Below are 18,319 nucleotides of genomic sequence, written 5' to 3'. Positions count from 1 at the left end.
ATTCTAAATGGGGTATAGTATAAAACGTTTAGTTCAATAATTGTAACTAAAATTTATTACACAAGGGAAGGGAAAGCATGGAAAAAAGTAGTTCTGGAAAGCTTACGTTAGTATCGCTTATTTTAATGATTTTTACATCAGTTTTTGGATTTGCTAACATGCCTCGTGGATTTTTCTTAATGGGTTATGCGGCAATTCCTTGGTATCTTGTGGCGGGAATTTTGTTTTTTATTCCTTATGCCTTTATGATTGCTGAATTTGGAGCAGCTTTTAAAAGTGAAAAAGGTGGAATTTACTCATGGATGGAAAAATCAGTAGGGCCACGTTACGCTTTTATGGGGATTTTTATGTGGTATGCCTCATATGTCATTTGGATGGTAAACGTTGCTTCAACGATTTGGGTTCCTGTTTCCAATTTGATCTTCGGTCATGATACGACGGGGCAATGGAGTATTTTCGGATTAGCAAGTTCTCAAGTTTTAGGAATTTTAGGAGTTATTTGGTTAATTCTTGTTTTCCTTTTAATTTCTCGTGGATTAGAGAGTATTAAAAAGATTACTTCAATTGGTGGAACTGCGGTTGCCTTATTAAATGTCGTTTTATTAGTGGGAGGTGTGACCATCCTTATTTTAAATAAAGGACAATTAGCACAACCGATTCATGATGTAGCGACATCGTTTACTGTTTCACCAAATAGTAATTATCATAGTATTATTTCAATTTTATCATTTTTAACGTTCGCTATTTTTGCTTTCGGTGGAACCGAAGTCGTAGGTGGGTTAGTTGATGAAACAGAGGACCCAGTTAAAACATTCCCTAAAGGATTATTAATTGCCGCTGGATGCATCGTATTAGGATATACGGTTGGTATCTTTATGGTTGGTATTTTTACAAATTGGGATAGCGTCTTATCAAGCCCAGATATTAATATGGGGAATGTAGCTTATGTGGTCATGAATAACTTAGGTTATGAGTTAGGATCAGCTTTAGGATTTGGAGAACAAGTTGCCTTACAAATGGGGGCATGGACAGCGCGCTTCGTTGGTTTATCAATGTTCTTAGCCTTTAGTGGAGCCTTTATGACTTTATCATATAGCCCATTAAAACAGTTAATTGAAGGAACGCCAAAAGAAATTTGGCCAGAAAAAATGACAAAAATGAAAAATGGATTACCTTTAAATGCGATGAAACTTCAAGCGCTTATCGCGATTACACTCCTAGCGTTAGTTTCATTTGGGGGAGAATCAGCAGCGAAGTTTTTTGATAAACTTGTTTTAATGACTAACGTTGCAATGACAATTCCTTACTTATTCATTGCCTTTGCATTTATTTCGTTTAAAAAACGAGATGATATTGAAAAGCCATTCGTCTTATATAAAAATAAGACAATTGCAATTGGAATTTCGTGGGTTGTAACGATTGTGGTTGCCTTTGCTAACATTTTCTCTATTGTAGAACCTGTAACAAGTGGAAACTATGATCAAACACTATGGATGATTGCAGGACCAACGCTTTTTAGTGCGATTGCTCTTGTATTATATGCTCGTTACGATAAACGTACAAAATAAAAAAAGGATGATTACGTGTAAGGCGTAATCATCTTTTTTGTTTTAATGATAGGTGTGACGGGAAAGTCTTTTTTTATCGTGAAAAACAAGTTCCGCAAATTTAACAAATAAACGACTAAATGGTAAAAATAAAAAGACAGTCGATAGATTGAAGAATAATTGTATATTAGCGACTTGGCGCTCCGGTGTAGAACTAAACGCATCTGTAAAATGAATGAGCACCTCGATGAAAGGTAAGAATAAAAGTGTTCCTAAAAGATTGAATGTAAAATGGATAAGGGCGGCTTGTTTTCCAGCTGTGTTTCCACCTAAGCTCGATAGGATGGCGGTGAGACATGTTCCAATCTCATGACCGAACAGAATAGGAATCGCTGTATATAGATTAATCGCACCTGTTGCAACGAGTGAAATTAGAATCGCCGTCGATGCCGATGAACTTTGAATCAAAAATGTAATAGACATTCCAAGTAAAATACAAAGTAATGGGTTTCCTTGGACGTTGAAAATGAGCTGTTTAAATAAGGGGGACATGACGATAGGTTCCATTGAAGTTTTAACAATCGCAAGGCCTAAAAATAACATCCCAAAGCTAAATAAAAAGTATCCTATGTAATGAGGCGTCCTTTTTTTAAAGAGAAGCATGCATGAGGCACCGATGAAAATAAAATAGGGGATCATCTCTGTAAGCTTTAAGGTAATGAGTTGCGTCGTTACCGTTGTTCCAAGGTTAGCCCCCATAATAACACCGGTCGCTTGTAAAAGGGTCATTAAACCGCTATCTACTAGACCTACAACGAGGACGGTGATGGCGGAACTACTTTGGACAAGTGCTGTAAAGAGGCAACCGATTAATGCTCCCTTGTAAGGTGAGGTAATCGTCGTTGAGACTGTTTCCTTTAATCTATTGCCCGCTAAGGATTTAAGCGCGTGGCTCATTTGCCTCATGCCATATAAAAATAACGCGAGGCCACAAAATAAGTTTAGTATGATAGGTAGGATAGTCATGTTCATTCACTCCTATTATGTATAGTATCTTTAAAAGTCTATGATTTTTAAAGATACTATAAACCATAAATACTTCGACGAACTTTCAGGTTAGAAATGAAAAAAAGATAGGATTCGATCCTATCTTTTTTAAAATTATTTTGCTGTCGTATTTCCTAAGCTTAGAACATATTCTGCAATATTAATCGAATGATCACCGATACGCTCAAAGTTTGAAATCGCGTCTAAGAAAACAGCACCACTGTGGGCATTACATTTATTCTGGCTTAAACGCTGAATATGTTTATCGCGTAAAAGTTCCTCTAAACGATCGATATTTTCTTCGAAAATCATCGTATCATTAGCTTTTTCACGATTGTTTGTTTTATAGCTTGTATAAGAAGATTTAATAGATTCAATCGTATAGTTATAAATTAATTTTAACTCTTCTAAAGCATCTTTTGTAAAAGTTAATTTTCCAGTTGAAACTTCCTGAGCTAACTCTGCGATGTTTTTACTATGATCTCCGATACGTTCAATGTCGTTCACGATTTTAATCATCGATGCAATACGGTTTGTATCGACTTCTGTAATATCATGTGATGAAATTGAGACTAAGAAGGTCGATAAATCGCGCTCAAGACGATTTATCTCAGCTTCATTTTCATAAATTTTCTTTGTTTGTGATAAATCGCTTTCGATTAAAGCATTTGTTGCCAGTGTAACATTCTCTTTAGCGAGTTCAAACATAGTTAAACTTTCTTGGAAAGCTTGTTCAAACGCAATCGTCGGCGATTCGAGGAAACGAGGATCGAGTCGATTGATGGTTGTTTCGCTTTCTTTATCTTTAAGAGCTAAGTTAGCTAATTTAACGAATAGTCCCGCAAATGGTAGTAATAAAGCAGCATTCACAATATTAAAAATGGTATGAGCATTGGCAATTTGTCTATCAATGTCTCCACCAATTGTTACAACAATTTGTGAGAGGAGATTAATAAATGGTAGGAAAATTAAAGTTCCTATTAGGTTAAACGCTAAGTGAATGAAGGCAGCTTTCTTAGCTACTTTATTGGCATTTAAACTTGATAATAAGGCAGTGACACAGGTTCCGATATTATTACCGAATAAGATTGGGATTGCGACTTGCAAGTTAATCGCACCAGTTGCAGCTAAGGATAAAAGAATTGCTGTTGATGCAGAAGAACTTTGAACGACGGCAGTCATAATGGCCCCAACTAAGATACCTAAGAACATATTTCCTTCAAGTGCCACAATTAAATCTTGGAAGAAAGTTGTCTCGGCAATTGGGCTCATTGACTCTTTCATCGTGGATAATCCCATGAACAGTAAACCAAAGCCGAAAATAATTTTTCCGATTTCTTTTCGATTTTGTTGCTTCATAAATAAGATGAGTGCCGCTCCGATAATAATGAATAACGGAATGTAATCGTCAATTTTAAATGTAATTAATTGACCCGTAATCGTTGTCCCGATATTGGCCCCCATAATAACCCCTACAGCTTGGTATAAGCTCATTAAACCGGCGTTAACGAAACCAACGACCATGACCGTAGTTGCACTACTACTTTGAATAATTGCTGTGACAATTGTTCCTACTAATGCCCCTTTAAACGGATTCGTAATGGCTTTATCGAAGAAAGATTTTAAACGAGATCCTGCAGCGTTTTCAAGACCGTCTCCCATAAATTCCATACCGAATAAAAATAAGGCGAGTCCACTAAATAGACCTAGTAAGATGTTTATGTGTTCCATACAGTTACCTCCAAATTTTATCCTGTTCAATCATACTACAAAATCGCTTAAATGAAAATAATATGTTAATAGAATTACCCATATTTAAATTAAAAAACCGTCATAATTTTTGAAATTATAAATATTTATCAATTTTTATAAAATCGTTTTTGAATCTAAGGAGAAAAGAGCATTCATTGTTGGGATGATATTGTTATTTATAAAGGTTGTAATTCTCATTTGTTGTGAGGAAAGAGAGGGGAGCTTCCTAAATTAATGATCATTGCTTTATGACAAAATTCAGGACTTTAAAGAGGATTTTTTTATTTTTAGGAAGATAGAGATTGGTTTACGTTAAATAAATCAATTTACGATTAAGGGGAGTTATGCTCATAACTTATAAGACAGTGACGTAATATTTCTTATGAAATCGAAAATAAATGATTTATATTTATAAATCACCGTATGTTATTGGATGAAATGTCTAAAACTAACAAAGATTGGGGGCTTTATCCTATAAAATAACTGATTTTAAAAGAAGGTTATTATATTATTTGGTTTTAAGATACTAATTTAGTATAATAAAATTAATTTGAAAAAAATGTAGATGATTTGAACGGAGGAAATATGACATGCAAAAACCTGTTTTAACGATATCAGAATTACATGCGAATGTTGAAGATAAAGAAATTTTAAAAGGTGTAAATTTAGAAATTAAAGGGGGAGAAGTTCACGCGATTATGGGGCCAAACGGAACGGGGAAATCAACGCTTTCTTCGACGATTATGGGGCATCCAAAATATAAGGTGACAGGTGGTCATGTCACATTAAATGAAAAAAATGTGTTAAAAATGTCAGTTGATGAACGTGCACGCGCAGGATTGTTTTTAGCGATGCAATATCCAGCAGAGGTTCCTGGTGTGACAAATTCAGACTTTTTACGCACAGCTATGCAAACGCGTATGGAAGACGGAAAGGATGTTCCATTATTTAAATTTATTCGTGAATTAGATAAGAGTGTGGCAAAGCTTGAAATGAGAGAGGATTTACCTCATCGTTATTTAAATGAAGGATTTTCAGGTGGAGAAAAGAAACGAAATGAAATTTTACAAATGCTCATGTTAAAACCGAGTATTGCCATTTTAGATGAAATTGACTCAGGACTAGACGTCGATGCGCTTCGAATCGTAGGAGAGGCTGTCAACTCAATGCGAAGTGAAAACTTTGGGTGCTTGTTAATTACTCACTACCAACGTTTACTTGATCACATTAAGCCTGACTTTGTCCATATTATGATGAAAGGACGTATCGTTAAGTCTGGTGGTGCAGAATTAATCGAAAAAATTGATCGTGAAGGATATGATTGGATTAAAAAAGAATTAGGGATTGACGATGAACGCGTCATTGTAGAAGATGAAAAACGTAAAGTTGTATCAATTGGAACGTGCGCAACGAAAGAAATGTTAGACCTTTAATCTAAGCCAATACTATTAAGTTTATAAATAAATGAAAGTTTAATGTAATAGATGAAAGGGGTCAAATAAAATGACGCAGTTACCAAATTGGTTTAATGAAATGCAAAAAACGGTATTGGATAAAATGAAGACATTGGCCTTGCCTAAAGCGGATGGCACAGTGATTAAAAAGTGGGCTTTTGATCAACCTGAGATGCGTCAGGAGATGAAAGTTAATCAGGAGGATGTTTTATCAGCACTCACGTTTTTAAATGATGAAGCGGAAAAAAACATGATGATTGTTTGTGACGGTGAAATAATCTATAAGAAGTTAACCGAGGCATTTGATGGTGTAACGATTGCGACTTTAGAAGAAGCGTTAACGACGTATGAGGAGTTATTTAAATCTCATTTAATGTCGGTAGTTCCAATGGAGGAAAATCAATTAGTCGCGACTAATGTTGCGCATTTAAATAGTGGATTATTTATTCATATCCCTAAGAATAAGGTCATTGAAGAATGTTTGAATGTCATCTATGTTCAAATGAACGGATCGTTAATGAATCGCACACTCGTGGTGGCGGAACCGAATTCCCAATTTAAATATATCGAAAATTATTACAATCAGTCTCAAGCGATGATTAATGCGGTGTCTGAGGTTGTTGTTTTAGATAATGCGCAAGTTGAGTATGCGGCAATGGATCGATTACACGAACAAACAACGGTTTATCAATGTCGTAAAGCTTCAGTTTCCTCAAATGGTAGATTTTTATTATCATTGGGTGCATTAAATGATGGAAATACGGTATCTGAAAACTTAGTAGATTTAAATGGACAGGGTGCGTCGGCATGGGTGAAGACGGTTGCTATTGCAGAAGGTGGACAAAAGCAAAATATTACAATTAATATTGAGCACCATGCCCCGTATACAGAGGGTCACATTGTGAATCATGGAGTGTCAAAGGATGCAGCGCAGTTAACGTTTAATGGAATTGGAAAGATTAATAAAGGAATGCGTGGATCAAATGCTCAACAGGAAAGTCGTGCGATGATTTTATCTGAAACGGCCCGCGCTGATGCTAATCCAATCTTATTAATTGATGAATACGATGTGCAGGCGGGACATGCTGCGGGTGTCGGAAAAGTTGATGAAGAACAACTTTATTATTTAATGAGTCGTGGGTTAACGCGCCAAGCGGCCGAAATTTTAATTATTCATGGGTTTTTAATGCCTTTTATTGAAGATATTCAAAGTGAATCAATTAAAGCTGAATTCGTAAAAGTAATCGAACGTAAAATTAACGCTTAAAGAGGTGAATGTAATGTCAATTGATGTGAATCGAATCCGTGAAGATTTTCCTATTTTAAAGGAAGAGATGAATGGGCACCCTTTAGTTTATTTAGATAGTGGTGCAACGACATTAAAGCCTCAAAAGGTCATTGATGCCGTCAATAATTACAATACAAAGACAACCTCAAATGTTCATCGTGGCGTCTATCAGTTGAGTAATGATGCCACTGAATTATACGAGGGAGCTCGAGAAAAGGTTAGACAATTAATTAATGCTAAGACGGCATCTGAAATTGTCTTCACTAAAGGGGCGACGCATTCTTTAAATTTAGTGGCCCAAAGTTTCGGTCTCTATCATTTAAAGGCAGGAGACGAAATTATTGTGTCTGAGTTAGAACACCACAGTAGTTTCTTACCTTGGCAACACGTAGCACGGGTGACGGGGGCTGTTTTAAAGTTTATTCCTCTTGATGCGACAGGACATATTACGGTTGACAATTTTAAAAAAGTTTTAAGTGAAAAGACGAAGGTTGTTGCCATTAACTATGTTTCTAATGTAATGGGGTATGAATCGCCAATTAAAGAAATTACTGCATTAGCTCATGAAGTGGGAGCGATTGTTTCAGTTGATGCTGCACAGGCTGTTCCGCATATGAAGATTGATGTTCAAGACCTAGATTGTGATTTTTTATCATTTAGTGCTCATAAAATGTGTGGGCCGACTGGGGTTGGTGTTTTATACGGTAAATATGATCTTTTAAATTCATTAGAGCCTATTGAATTTGGTGGAGAGATGATTGATATCGTAGGAGAAACAACATCAACTTGGAAAGATGCTCCTTATCGCTTTGAAGCGGGAACACCTGTTATTGCAGGTGCGATTGGATTAGGAGCAGCAATTGACTACTTACAATCTATTGGCTTTGATGCGATTGCTCAACACGAGTTGGAACTTCGTGAATATGCGGTTTCAAAGTTAGATGAATTAGGTGGAATTACAATCTTTAATCGTGATGCAAAGACGGGGATTATCTCATTTAATATCGATGGGGTTCATCCGCATGATGCAGCGACGATTTATGATACGGAAGGAATTTGTGTTCGTGCAGGACATCATTGTGCGCAACCCCTTATGGGATGGCTATGCCAACCTGCTACACTAAGAGCAAGTTTTTATTTATATAATACAAAAGAGGAAGTGGATGCATTTATTGAGGCCACTCGTAAAGGAAAGGAGTTTTTTGACGGTGTCTTTTTCTAATTTAGAGCAACTATATCGCCAAGTTATTATGGATCATTATAAAAACCCTCGTAATAAAGGATTATTGCAAGAGGACGGATATCATGAAGTACATTTAAAAAATCCAACCTGCGGCGACGATATTACTGTTCAAGTAAAGGTTGAAGATGGAAAACTGACTGATTTACGTCATCAAGGGACAGGGTGTTCAATTTGCTGTTCTTCAGCGTCTGTTATGACGCAAACATTAAAGGAAAAAACATTAGATGAAGCTCAAGCTATTACAAATAACTTTTATGAACTAGTAAAAGGAAACGACTATGATGAAGAGTTAGATATGGGGGATTCACCTGTTTATCAAGGTGTTTCAAAATTTCCAGCACGTGTAAAATGTGCAACTATTTCATGGAAGGCTGCAGAGCAAGCGATTAACGAATTAAAAAAATAAGAGTTAAGATGGATATCATACCAAACCGAAATGGAGGGTTACTGGGTGAGCGCTGAAATAAAAGAAAAAAAGCATGAACTTGAAGGTATTGTAACGGACTATAAATACGGTTTTAAGACCGAACATAAAAATTTAAAAGACACGGGAAAAGGAATTTCTGAAGCGGTTGTTAGGGAAATCTCAGCGATTAAAGGTGAACCAGAGTGGATGCTTAATTATCGGTTAAAGGCTTATGCCCATTTCGCAAAAACAAAGATGCCAGCATGGGGACCTGACTTATCAGAAATTGACTTTGACGAGTATACTTATTACATTAAACCTTCTGAAAAGGCTGAAAATAGTTGGGAAGACGTTCCTGATGAAATTAAGGATACATTTGATAAATTAGGAATTCCTGAAGCAGAGGCTAAATTTTTATCAGGGGTTTCAACTCAATATGAATCAGAAGTGGTTTATCACAATAACCAAAAAGAACTTGAAGAAGCTGGCGTTATTTTTATGGATACAGATTCTGCCTTACGCCAATATCCAGATTTATTTAAAGAATATTTTGGTAAGGTTATTCCATATGCGGATAATAAATTTGCCGCGTTAAACAGTGCAGTTTGGTCAGGAGGATCGTTTATTTACGTTCCAAAAGGGGTTAAAATTGAAAAACCGCTCCAATCTTATTTCCGTATTAATACAGAAAGCATGGGACAATTCGAGCGAACATTGATTATTGTTGATGAGGGAGCTGATATCCATTATGTTGAAGGATGTACGGCACCGACCTATTCTGCCGATTCGTTACACGCCGCTGTTGTAGAGATTTATGTTCGCAAAGGTGGGCGTTGTCGATACTCAACGATTCAGAACTGGTCAAATAATATTTTAAACCTAGTAACGAAACGTGCTGTGTGTGAAGATTACGCGCATATGGAATGGATTGACGGGAATATCGGATCAAAGATTACAATGAAGTATCCGGCGTGTGTGTTAAAAGGTGAAGGTGCGAAGGGAACAACGATCTCAATTGCTTTTGCTGGAGAAGGACAAATCCAGGATGCAGGGGCTAAAATGATTCACTTAGCTCCTAATACGTCATCGACGATTATTTCGAAATCATTGTCACGAAATGGTGGAAATGTAACTTATCGTGGGATTGTCGAGCATGGGAAAAAAGCGAAGGGAGCAAAATCTCATGTGGAATGTGATACGATTATTTTAGATAGTCTTTCAAAGTCAGATACAATTCCGTATAACATTGTAAAGAATGATGATGTTACTATCCAACATGAGGCGACAGTTTCTAAAGTTTCAGAGGAACAGTTATTTTATTTAATGAGCCGAGGGTTAACTGAAGAACAAGCAACAGAAATGATTGTTATGGGATTCATCGAACCTTTCGCAAAAGAGTTACCGATGGAATATGCTGTAGAATTAAACCAATTATTAAAATTAGAAATGAACGGATCAATTGGATAAAAGATAAAGGTGAAAAGGCAATGTGTCTAATTAGACATTGCCTTTTTGTTGTATATATTTGTCGAAAAAGTGGAATATTAAACACGAAAGGAATGATGAATCTATGTGTGTGAAAAATGTTGGGCGTACAGACGCTTATATTCGAATTAGTGCAGGGTTAATGCTCATTAGTTTAGGAATCATGAAGCATAAAGGATGTTTAGCTGCTTTAGGGAGTCTTAAAGTTGCAGAAGGGGTAACAAGATATTGCCCAGTTTTAGATCTTTTCAACTGCTCAACGATGTCTGATGAGGAATTATTAGATGAGGCATTAGGAAGTTGTGTCTTAGATGTTGAGGAAGATGATGATGAATTCGAAGAGTTAGAGCATGAATGTGGATGTCATTGTGACCATCATGCAGAGGCGTAGGATAGCCATTCGTTTAAATGGGCCTCTTTTCTTTAAACAGAGTTAATTCTGTTAACTAAAAGTCGTTCAAAGGCTTAAACGAGTCTGTTAATTTATTTAGTTTTGGATGGCGAAAAAACTCGTAGTACTTATCCATTCATGATAGGGTAGGCGCTACGAGTTTTTTTATGAGCTCAAAAAGGGAGGGAACTCTAGGAGGATTAAGGATTCGATTTCCTTCAAGGCGTTGTCTTAAGAGATGAAGTTATTTATAGACCTCCCGGACAAGTGAATGTCATTCTAGTGTGATGATTAATAGGTTAAAGTGGCTAGGACGCTCTAAATAGAAATGGGGAATTTTTGACGGGATGACAAAGGTGTTTTTCACCAATATAAAAACGAAAATATCGTTAAGTAAGATACTTTCGTTTTTACGGTTAATTCTACTATAAGGGGCTTTATCAAGGGTGAGATGATAGGGTGGAAAAGTGAGGAATGATTGAATATCAATCATTTTATAGTGGAAAATCGTCAACCTCTAAGTCGCAATTAGGGTTTGTACAAGGTTCAGATATTTCTTTTAGTGCAATTTCAGCACGCCCATCCGTCAATTGGTGGATGGCCAAATCACCAAGGGTAATCATTCCAACTAATCTCCCCTCATCGTCCGTAACGGGGAGGCGGCGCACCTGTTTATCGGCCATGAGTGAGATGGCGCATCCGACTTCTGCATCTTCTTTAATGGTGTAAACGGGTTGCGTCATGATTTCTTCGACTTTAGTATTCATAGGGAGGATATCAGCGAACGCCCGGATGACAATATCACGATCTGTAATAATACCGATGACCTGTGAAGCATCATCGATGACAGGAACGGAACCAATATTATTTTTTTTCATCATTCGAGAGGCATTTAAAACAGTATCGTGAGCGGTAATTGCTTCAATACCATCAGTCATAAATTGTTTTACATTCATGAACAGGACTCCTTACCTTTTATATTTGTATTTAGTTTGTGCAATCACCGGAGTCTTATCCCACTTTTTAGTTTATTCATTCAGAACGTGTAAGAGTTTTAATAGGGAAAGAGGTAGGGATAAGAATCAGATTCTATTCTCCCCTGGAGTGAGAAGTTTATTAATTTCGTTAAATTTTAGGGAAAGGATATCATGAATGATTTTTTGTGCGCATATGCTATAGGGAGGTGATGAGTGTGCTAAACATAAATAAAATTAACATTGAAGGTTATGAATTCTTAACTTATGAGGTAGCGTTACCTAAAACTACATTATTTATTGTGTCACATGAAACGGTGGGTTATATCATGTGTGCGGCTCTTGATATTGATTTCTTTAATAATAGTGAAAAGTTAAGAGCTCGTAAAATTATTGCAGGGCGTGCAGAAGGAGTTCGTAGTATTCAACAACTTTTAGATGCTCCGCTTGCGAAAGTAACGGTTGCTTGCGAGGAGTTAGGAATTAAACCGGGGACAATTGGTAGAGATGCCTTAGTGTTAATGGCAAAGAGCGTTGAAAAATAGTTTTATAAAAGGGGTTATCCGTTAGAGGATAATCTTTTTTATTGTCAGGCTCTGGTTAGTGGGAGATGCCTTGTGCCAATCAGTAGGGGATATCTACTGGGACGGGGGAACCTATTAAAAAGTATAAAACTACGATGCATCCTTCAAAATTAGACAAATCAATTCCCTATTCTACGCTATAATAAAGGAATGAATGATTTACCATATTAATTCGAATATCGGGTGACACTCGTTCTTTAGAAGTTGAGATGTGGAATATCATTTAAAAGGAACAGGCGTCGCGCTACTGTTTATTAAGGGGGAAGTTTAATGTTTGAATTTGAATTAGCACAGGAAAATCGCAACTCATTTAAAAATGAAATTAAAAGTAGCTTAGTAAAAAAGGTGAAACCTTATTGCGAATTTACGGATATCGATCGCTACTTTTTTAGCGAGGGGACACATAAGCAACTTTATAAAAAGTTTGGGGCACATGTTGTTCGTGACGAATCAGGAATTTTAGGAACATACTTTTGTGTTTATGCGCCTCATGCTAAACACGTGGCAGTTGTTGGTGATTTTAATCATTGGAATGGAGAATTGCATGGTATGATTGGAGAGAATGGAATCTGGTCACTTTACATTCCAAAATTGCAAGAGGGTCATTTATATAAATATGAAATTACAACATCATGGGGGGAAAAAATCCTTAAAGCCGATCCTTACGCTTTTTATGCGGAAAATCGTCCAAATACGGCTTCAATGATTTATGATATTGAAGGATTTGAGTGGACAGATGAGAAGTGGGTTAACAAACGCCGACAATCTAATATTTTTGAACAACCGTTAAATATTTATGAATTACACCTAGGATCTTGGCGTCGTGGGGAAGAGCTAGTAGAGACAGAATCTTTTCATACTTATGCTGAAATCGCGGATGATTTAATTCAATATGTCTTAGATCATAGCTATACGCATATCGAATTAATGCCACTTTATGAACATCCATTTGATGGGTCTTGGGGATACCAAGCAACAGGATATTACGCAGCGAGTAGCCGTTACGGGGAACCAAAGGATCTCATGATGTTTATTAATCGATGCCACGAAGCAGGAATTGGTGTTATTATGGACTGGGTTCCAGGACATTTCTGCCGTGATGCACATGGTCTTTATAAATTTGATGGGGAAGCAGTTTACGAATATCCATTTGATGATGCGGCCGTTTCAGAATGGGGAACAGCTAACTTTGATTTAGCTAAAGGAGAAGTACGTAGTTTCTTAATTTCAAATGCTTTATTTTGGATGAAGTACTACCATGTCGATGGATTCCGTGTTGATGCCGTGGCAAATATTATTTATTGGGGTGGAAATAAGGAGCGTGGTGAAAATCACGGTGCCATTGAATTCTTAAAACGTATGAATACTGAAATCTTTGCCGAGGATGATAAAGTATTAATGATTGCTGAGGATTCAACAAGCTATCCATTAGTCACTGCACCAGTTTCTGTTGGCGGGTTAGGATTTAGTTACAAATGGAATATGGGATGGATGAACGATACATTAGACTATATTGAATTAGATAATATTTATCGTCCATATCATCATAACTACATTACTTTTGCAATGGCATACGCCTATAGTGAAAACTTTGTCTTACCATTTTCGCATGATGAAGTTGTCCATGGGAAGAAATCATTAGTTGATAAAGCTCCAGGAGATTACTGGCAAAAAATGGCCCAATATCGTTTGTTATGTACTTACCAAATGACATTACCAGGTAAGAAGTTGAACTTTATGGCAAATGAAATTGCTCAATTCCATGAGTGGAAAGATAAGGAGCAAGTGGACTGGCATTTATTAACGTATCCGGCTCATGATGCGTCAAATCGATATATTAAAGATTTAAATAAAGTCTATTTAAATAATGCAGCGTTTTGGGAATTAGATCATTCATTTGAAGGATTTGAATGGATTGACGTTAATAATAATGAGCAAAGTATGTTCTCTTATATTCGCCGTGCGAAAGATTCTGAGGATTTTGTCGTAGTTGTGCTAAACTTCAAACCAGTTTCTTACCATAACTATCGTCTTGGTGTTCCAAAAGAAGGAGAATATGTAGAGGTTTTAAATAGTGATCGTAATTATTATCACGGATCAAATCAATATAATGGATTACCATTGGTTGCATCTGAAGGAATCTGTCATGGAAAACCATATTTTATTGAAATGACGATTCCACCATATGGGGCAGTTATTTTAAAGTATCGTGCTAAAAAAAATGAAGAGGTTGTTTTAGAGGAAGAGGAATTAATTGAGACAATTGAGACAGAGATGGAAGCTTAATTGTTCGTTGTTTTGAAGGTATTTTGCTAAGGGGAGGGGAAAAGAATGGCAGTTAATAGTGTCGCTATGATATTAGCCGGGGGGAAAGGAACCCGATTAAAAGAGCTAACCATTCATCGTCCTAAGCCTGCCGTATCATTTGCAGGAAAGTATCGTCTAATAGACTTCGTATTAAGTAATTGTACAAATTCAGGAATTGATCAGGTTGGGGTATTAACACAATATGAACCGTTAGAATTAAATAGTTATATTGGAGAGGGGAGTTCATGGGATCTTGATGTCCATGGGGCATCTGTTACATTAATGGGGCCTTATACGTCTCGTGATTATGGGTTCTTATGGCAAGGGGGAACAGCTGAGGCTGTCATATTAAATATGCCATTTATTGAGCAATATAACCCAGATTATTTATTGGTTTTATCGGCAGATCATATTTATAAAATGGATTACCGTAAGTTGATTGATTATCATATTGAAAAGGGATCTCAATTGACAATTTCAACGATTCGTGTTCCCGAAGAAGAGACTAAAAGATTTGGAATGTTGAAGGTTGATCATGAAAATCGAGTGATAGAGTTTGAAGAAAAGCCTCAGAAAACAGAAAGTCGTTTAGCATCAATGGGGGTCTATGTTTTTAGTTGGAAGAAGTTTAAAGATGATATTATTCATAAGTATCAAAGACATCTTTATGAGGGGGTCGATTTTGCTCAAGATGTTATTCCTTACTTTATCGAGACGGATTCGGCTGTGTTTGCTTATGAGTATAAGGGGTACTGGCGCGATGTTGGAACGGTTGAAGGTTATTGGAAGGCACATATGGATTTATTAGATTCAGATAATGATTTAAATCTGCATGATTATAGTTGGCCTATTTTCTCAAAAACACCTAACCTCCCGCCACATCATATTTTAAAGGAGGCTAAGGTCCGAAATACTTGGATTAATGAGGGGAGCATGGTTTTCGGTGAAATATATGATTCAATCATTGGTCACCGTTGCGTTATTCAAGAGCGCTCCATTGTTGAAAAAAGTGTCATTTTAACGAGTGCTCAAATTGAACATGATTGCCACATTAGTTATGCAGTTATCGGAGATGAAGTTGTGATTCCGGCTCATACTGAGATTCACGGCGATGAAACAAATATTATTTTGGTGACAAATGATAATTTAGAGGAAATTCTTGAGCATCAGGGGAGGGGAGAAGATCATGAAAAATAAGGCATTGTGTGTGATTGATGGAACGAATACTTCCCAATCGCTTCAAAACTTACTAAATCAGCGTTGTGTAGCCGCCCTACCTTTTGCAGGACGTTATCGTTTAGTCGATTTCGCCCTATCGAATGCCGTCCATTCTGGGCTTACAAATGTATCAATTTTTCCGGATGGGGACTATCACTCATTAAGTGACCATATCCGCTCGGGAAAATTTTGGGGTCTTGATCGTAAGGTCGATGGGCTATTCTTGCTTCCCCCTAAAAAAGAAGTAAGTGCCATTGCAAATACGCTCACTTTTGCGAGAATGAGGGAATATATTGAATATTTCCTCCGTTCTCGACAAAAATATGTGGTTTTATATCATGCTAATATTATTACGACCATTCCATTTGAAGAGTTGGTTCAGTCACATATCGATTCAAAATCAGATGTGACTCAGGTTCATTATCGAAATAAACCGGTTAATATTTTTGTTTTATCTCGCGAATATTTAATTGATTTAATTTTAAAGTATGAGATTTCACCATATCAAACGGTTCTTGATCTAGTTGAAATGAATGATGGAATTAAGATTAATCGTTATGAGCATCGTATTTACACGCGTACCATTGATTCTATTTTGTCGTACTATCGAGCAAATCTTGATATGCTACATTATGAGTACGGGTTTCAAATTTTCTTGCTTGAGCGTCCCGTTCTTACGAAGACAAAAGATGAGTCACCGACGTTTTATACGAAACAAGCCGATGTTACTAATTCAATGATTGCCAATGGATGTCGAATTGAAGGTAAGGTCGAAAACTGTGTGCTATTTCGAGATGTAACGATTAAACGAGGGGCCATTGTTAGAAACTCGGTTATTTTACCGCGAACGGTTATTGGGGAAAATAGTATTATTGAACAGGTCATTACGGATAAGCATGTTTATATTAGTGACGGGGCTCGCCTAAGTGGTCAAGAGTATACCCCTATTGTTATTGGCAAGGGGCAGCGAGTGATTGGTAATAAAGGAATTAGCGTCGCTCAAATCTCAACTGAATGTGTTCCATTCTATAAAACGGGGGGACTCGCTGATGTAACGTTTGAACTTACACAGGAACTTATTAATCAGGGGTTAAATGTGGATGTTATTTTACCACTTTTTAACTCATTATCTGATCGATACCAGGAAAATTTAAGTCATGAATTACGATCGGTTGCTGTGATAGGGAAATTGGATGTTCCTTATGATGTTTATCGTTATACGAAAGATGGAATTAATTATTATTTCATTTCATGTGGAGAGTTAACACGTGAAAAATTATATGGTTATCGTGATGATTGTCAACGCTATGAATTATACTGTTATCTAGCTTTAGACTTTATTGAAAAAAGTGGACATAAATATGATATTATTCATTCTCATGACTGGTTAACGGGTCTAGTTCCATATTTCATGAAAAATGTATTTGCAAAACGGAGCAATCACTTTATGTTCACAAAAACGGTGTTTACGATTCATAATATTCATTATCAAGGAATATGCGATGTATCAGATTTAGCCATTATATCGCAATTTGATTCAATACCAAATGAAGTGATGCTATTTGAAAAAGTCAACTTTATGAAAACGGCTATTGTAACAAGTGATGAGGTGACAACCGTTTCTGAAACTTATTGTAATGAAATTTGTTATCCATATTTTGCGGAGGGGCTTGATCGCTTTATTGTCGCACGAAAAGATCATTTACATGGTATTTTAAATGGGATTAATTATAATTATAATAATCCGGCAACGGATTTGAGTATTTATAAACGATATACACCGAAGACCGTTGAAAATAAGAAAGAGAATAAATGTCAAATGCAACGTGAATTAGGACTTCCAGTGAATCCAAATGTGCCGGTCATTGGAATGGTTTCGCGTTTAGTTGAACAAAAGGGGTTTGATCTTATTTTAAAGGTCTTTGAAGAACTCATGAATGAAAATGTTCAATTCGTTTTATTAGGCGATGGGGATTACAAATATACGAGTTTCTTTAAGGCAATGGCCCAAAAGTACCCGAATAAGGTTTCTGTAAATATCGGATTTTACTCATATAATTCTCAAATGATCTATGCAGGAAGTGACCTTTTCTTAATGCCTTCACGTTTTGAACCGTGTGGGATTAGCCAAATGATAGCATTAAAATATGGAACGATCCCGGTTGTAAGGGAAACAGGGGGATTAAAGGATACTATTATTCCATATAATGAATTTATTCAACATGGAAATGGATTCGGTTTTGCTCACTATAACGCGCATGATATGTTGTTTACATTAAAGCGTGCGATTAATTTTTATCATATGCCTGAACATTGGGATAAATTAGTTCAGAGTGCCATGAGTCAAGATTTAAGTTGGAAAAATTCAACGGAAAAATATATTAATCTTTATAGAAATTTAATTAATGAAGAGTAGGAGTCGGATTAGACTCCTTTTTTTATGAGGTGATTCCATCACCTTTAATAGGGATCAGGTTTATGAAGATAAGAGCGTTATTTTTTTGATGGCACCATGATATTGAAAGAGAGAGGTATTTCTGTAATATTTTGGTTCTGGCGAAATAAACGAGATGAAATTTGCAGAAATATAGCATTTTTTAGCTTTAAAAGGAACGCGTTACAT

14 protein-coding genes are annotated in these 18,319 nt (G+C 36.4%); 11 read left to right on the top strand and 3 right to left on the bottom strand.

Features of this window, described 5'->3' with window-relative positions:
* Nucleotides 1-77: 77 nt before the first annotated feature.
* Nucleotides 78-1,568, top strand: a complete 1,491-nt coding sequence (gene yjeM, locus VXM77_RS09200; protein WP_161831183.1) for a glutamate/gamma-aminobutyrate family transporter YjeM — start codon at nucleotides 78-80, stop codon at nucleotides 1,566-1,568.
* 42 nt (nucleotides 1,569-1,610) lie between these two features.
* Here yjeM and VXM77_RS09195 read toward each other — a convergent pair whose 3' ends face one another.
* Both VXM77_RS09195 and VXM77_RS09190 read right to left on the bottom strand, forming a co-directional pair.
* Nucleotides 1,611-2,573, bottom strand: coding sequence for a Na/Pi symporter (locus VXM77_RS09195; protein ID WP_338506132.1), 963 nt, complete (start codon nucleotides 2,571-2,573; stop codon nucleotides 1,611-1,613).
* A gap of 135 nt (nucleotides 2,574-2,708) precedes the next feature.
* Nucleotides 2,709-4,325, bottom strand: coding sequence for a Na/Pi cotransporter family protein (locus VXM77_RS09190; RefSeq protein ID WP_338506129.1), 1,617 nt, complete (start codon nucleotides 4,323-4,325; stop codon nucleotides 2,709-2,711).
* A gap of 611 nt (nucleotides 4,326-4,936) precedes the next feature.
* On the opposite strand from VXM77_RS09190, the gene sufC reads away from it, so the two are divergent.
* The 6 genes from sufC (at nucleotide 4,937) to VXM77_RS09160 (ending at nucleotide 10,613) form a co-directional block, all read left to right on the top strand.
* Nucleotides 4,937-5,779: a Fe-S cluster assembly ATPase SufC gene (sufC, locus tag VXM77_RS09185; protein WP_161831178.1), complete on the top strand. Its 843-nt coding sequence runs from the start codon at nucleotides 4,937-4,939 to the stop codon at nucleotides 5,777-5,779.
* Between the two features lie 70 nt (nucleotides 5,780-5,849).
* A complete protein-coding gene (gene sufD / locus VXM77_RS09180; protein WP_262951121.1) occupies nucleotides 5,850-7,067 on the top strand; it encodes a Fe-S cluster assembly protein SufD in 1,218 nt (405 codons plus the stop codon).
* A gap of 4 nt (nucleotides 7,068-7,071) precedes the next feature.
* A complete protein-coding gene (locus VXM77_RS09175; RefSeq protein WP_262951120.1) occupies nucleotides 7,072-8,310 on the top strand; it encodes a cysteine desulfurase in 1,239 nt (412 codons plus the stop codon).
* On the top strand, nucleotides 8,297-8,737 hold the full coding sequence (gene sufU / locus VXM77_RS09170; protein ID WP_161831173.1) for a Fe-S cluster assembly sulfur transfer protein SufU: 441 nt from the start codon (nucleotides 8,297-8,299) through the stop codon (nucleotides 8,735-8,737). Before VXM77_RS09175 ends, sufU begins: the two co-directional genes overlap by 14 nt.
* Before the next feature lie 45 nt (nucleotides 8,738-8,782).
* Nucleotides 8,783-10,204 (top strand): Fe-S cluster assembly protein SufB, encoded by a 1,422-nt coding sequence (gene sufB, locus VXM77_RS09165; protein ID WP_317452441.1) that lies wholly within the window; start codon nucleotides 8,783-8,785, stop codon nucleotides 10,202-10,204.
* A gap of 103 nt (nucleotides 10,205-10,307) precedes the next feature.
* Nucleotides 10,308-10,613: a DUF2892 domain-containing protein gene (locus VXM77_RS09160; RefSeq protein WP_338506124.1), complete on the top strand. Its 306-nt coding sequence runs from the start codon at nucleotides 10,308-10,310 to the stop codon at nucleotides 10,611-10,613.
* Nucleotides 10,614-11,107: 494 nt separating this feature from the next.
* Here VXM77_RS09160 and VXM77_RS09155 read toward each other — a convergent pair whose 3' ends face one another.
* Nucleotides 11,108-11,569, bottom strand: coding sequence for a CBS domain-containing protein (locus VXM77_RS09155; RefSeq protein WP_338506122.1), 462 nt, complete (start codon nucleotides 11,567-11,569; stop codon nucleotides 11,108-11,110).
* A gap of 230 nt (nucleotides 11,570-11,799) precedes the next feature.
* Here VXM77_RS09155 and VXM77_RS09150 point away from each other — a divergent pair, with 230 nt between their 5' ends.
* The 4 genes from VXM77_RS09150 to VXM77_RS09135 all read left to right on the top strand — a co-directional run bounded on the left by VXM77_RS09150 (nucleotide 11,800) and on the right by VXM77_RS09135 (nucleotide 18,112).
* On the top strand, nucleotides 11,800-12,132 hold the full coding sequence (locus VXM77_RS09150) for a DUF1805 domain-containing protein (protein WP_202618701.1): 333 nt from the start codon (nucleotides 11,800-11,802) through the stop codon (nucleotides 12,130-12,132).
* 309 nt (nucleotides 12,133-12,441) lie between these two features.
* Nucleotides 12,442-14,457 (top strand): 1,4-alpha-glucan branching protein GlgB, encoded by a 2,016-nt coding sequence (gene glgB / locus VXM77_RS09145; protein WP_338506120.1) that lies wholly within the window; start codon nucleotides 12,442-12,444, stop codon nucleotides 14,455-14,457.
* 45 nt (nucleotides 14,458-14,502) lie between these two features.
* Nucleotides 14,503-15,675 (top strand): glucose-1-phosphate adenylyltransferase, encoded by a 1,173-nt coding sequence (locus tag VXM77_RS09140; RefSeq protein ID WP_338506119.1) that lies wholly within the window; start codon nucleotides 14,503-14,505, stop codon nucleotides 15,673-15,675.
* On the top strand, nucleotides 15,665-18,112 hold the full coding sequence (locus VXM77_RS09135; RefSeq protein WP_262951115.1) for a glycogen/starch synthase: 2,448 nt from the start codon (nucleotides 15,665-15,667) through the stop codon (nucleotides 18,110-18,112). The genes VXM77_RS09140 and VXM77_RS09135 overlap by 11 nt, the downstream gene beginning before the upstream one ends.
* Nucleotides 18,113-18,319 lie beyond the last annotated feature (207 nt).

The sequence above is a fragment of the Turicibacter sp. KK003 genome, assembly GCF_037014675.1.
Classification (GTDB): Bacteria; Bacillota_I; Bacilli_A; order MOL361; family Turicibacteraceae; genus Turicibacter; species Turicibacter faecis.
This window is presented reverse-complemented; position numbering and strand designations above follow the sequence as displayed.

Excerpts from the sequence above, each read along its gene's own strand:
- VXM77_RS09190 (WP_338506129.1), bottom strand. The coding sequence starts at position 4,325 with ATGGAACACATAAACATCTTACTAGGTCTATTTAGTGGACTCGCCTTA.
- VXM77_RS09135 (WP_262951115.1), top strand. The coding sequence starts at position 15,665 with ATGAAAAATAAGGCATTGTGTGTGATTGATGGAACGAATACTTCCCAA.
- VXM77_RS09160 (WP_338506124.1), top strand. The coding sequence starts at position 10,308 with ATGTGTGTGAAAAATGTTGGGCGTACAGACGCTTATATTCGAATTAGT.
- sufC (WP_161831178.1), top strand. The coding sequence starts at position 4,937 with ATGCAAAAACCTGTTTTAACGATATCAGAATTACATGCGAATGTTGAA.
- VXM77_RS09140 (WP_338506119.1), top strand. The coding sequence starts at position 14,503 with ATGGCAGTTAATAGTGTCGCTATGATATTAGCCGGGGGGAAAGGAACC.
- VXM77_RS09150 (WP_202618701.1), top strand. The coding sequence starts at position 11,800 with ATGAGTGTGCTAAACATAAATAAAATTAACATTGAAGGTTATGAATTC.
- yjeM (WP_161831183.1), top strand. The coding sequence starts at position 78 with ATGGAAAAAAGTAGTTCTGGAAAGCTTACGTTAGTATCGCTTATTTTA.
- sufD (WP_262951121.1), top strand. The coding sequence starts at position 5,850 with ATGACGCAGTTACCAAATTGGTTTAATGAAATGCAAAAAACGGTATTG.
- VXM77_RS09155 (WP_338506122.1), bottom strand. The coding sequence starts at position 11,569 with ATGAATGTAAAACAATTTATGACTGATGGTATTGAAGCAATTACCGCT.
- VXM77_RS09195 (WP_338506132.1), bottom strand. The coding sequence starts at position 2,573 with ATGACTATCCTACCTATCATACTAAACTTATTTTGTGGCCTCGCGTTA.
- glgB (WP_338506120.1), top strand. The coding sequence starts at position 12,442 with ATGTTTGAATTTGAATTAGCACAGGAAAATCGCAACTCATTTAAAAAT.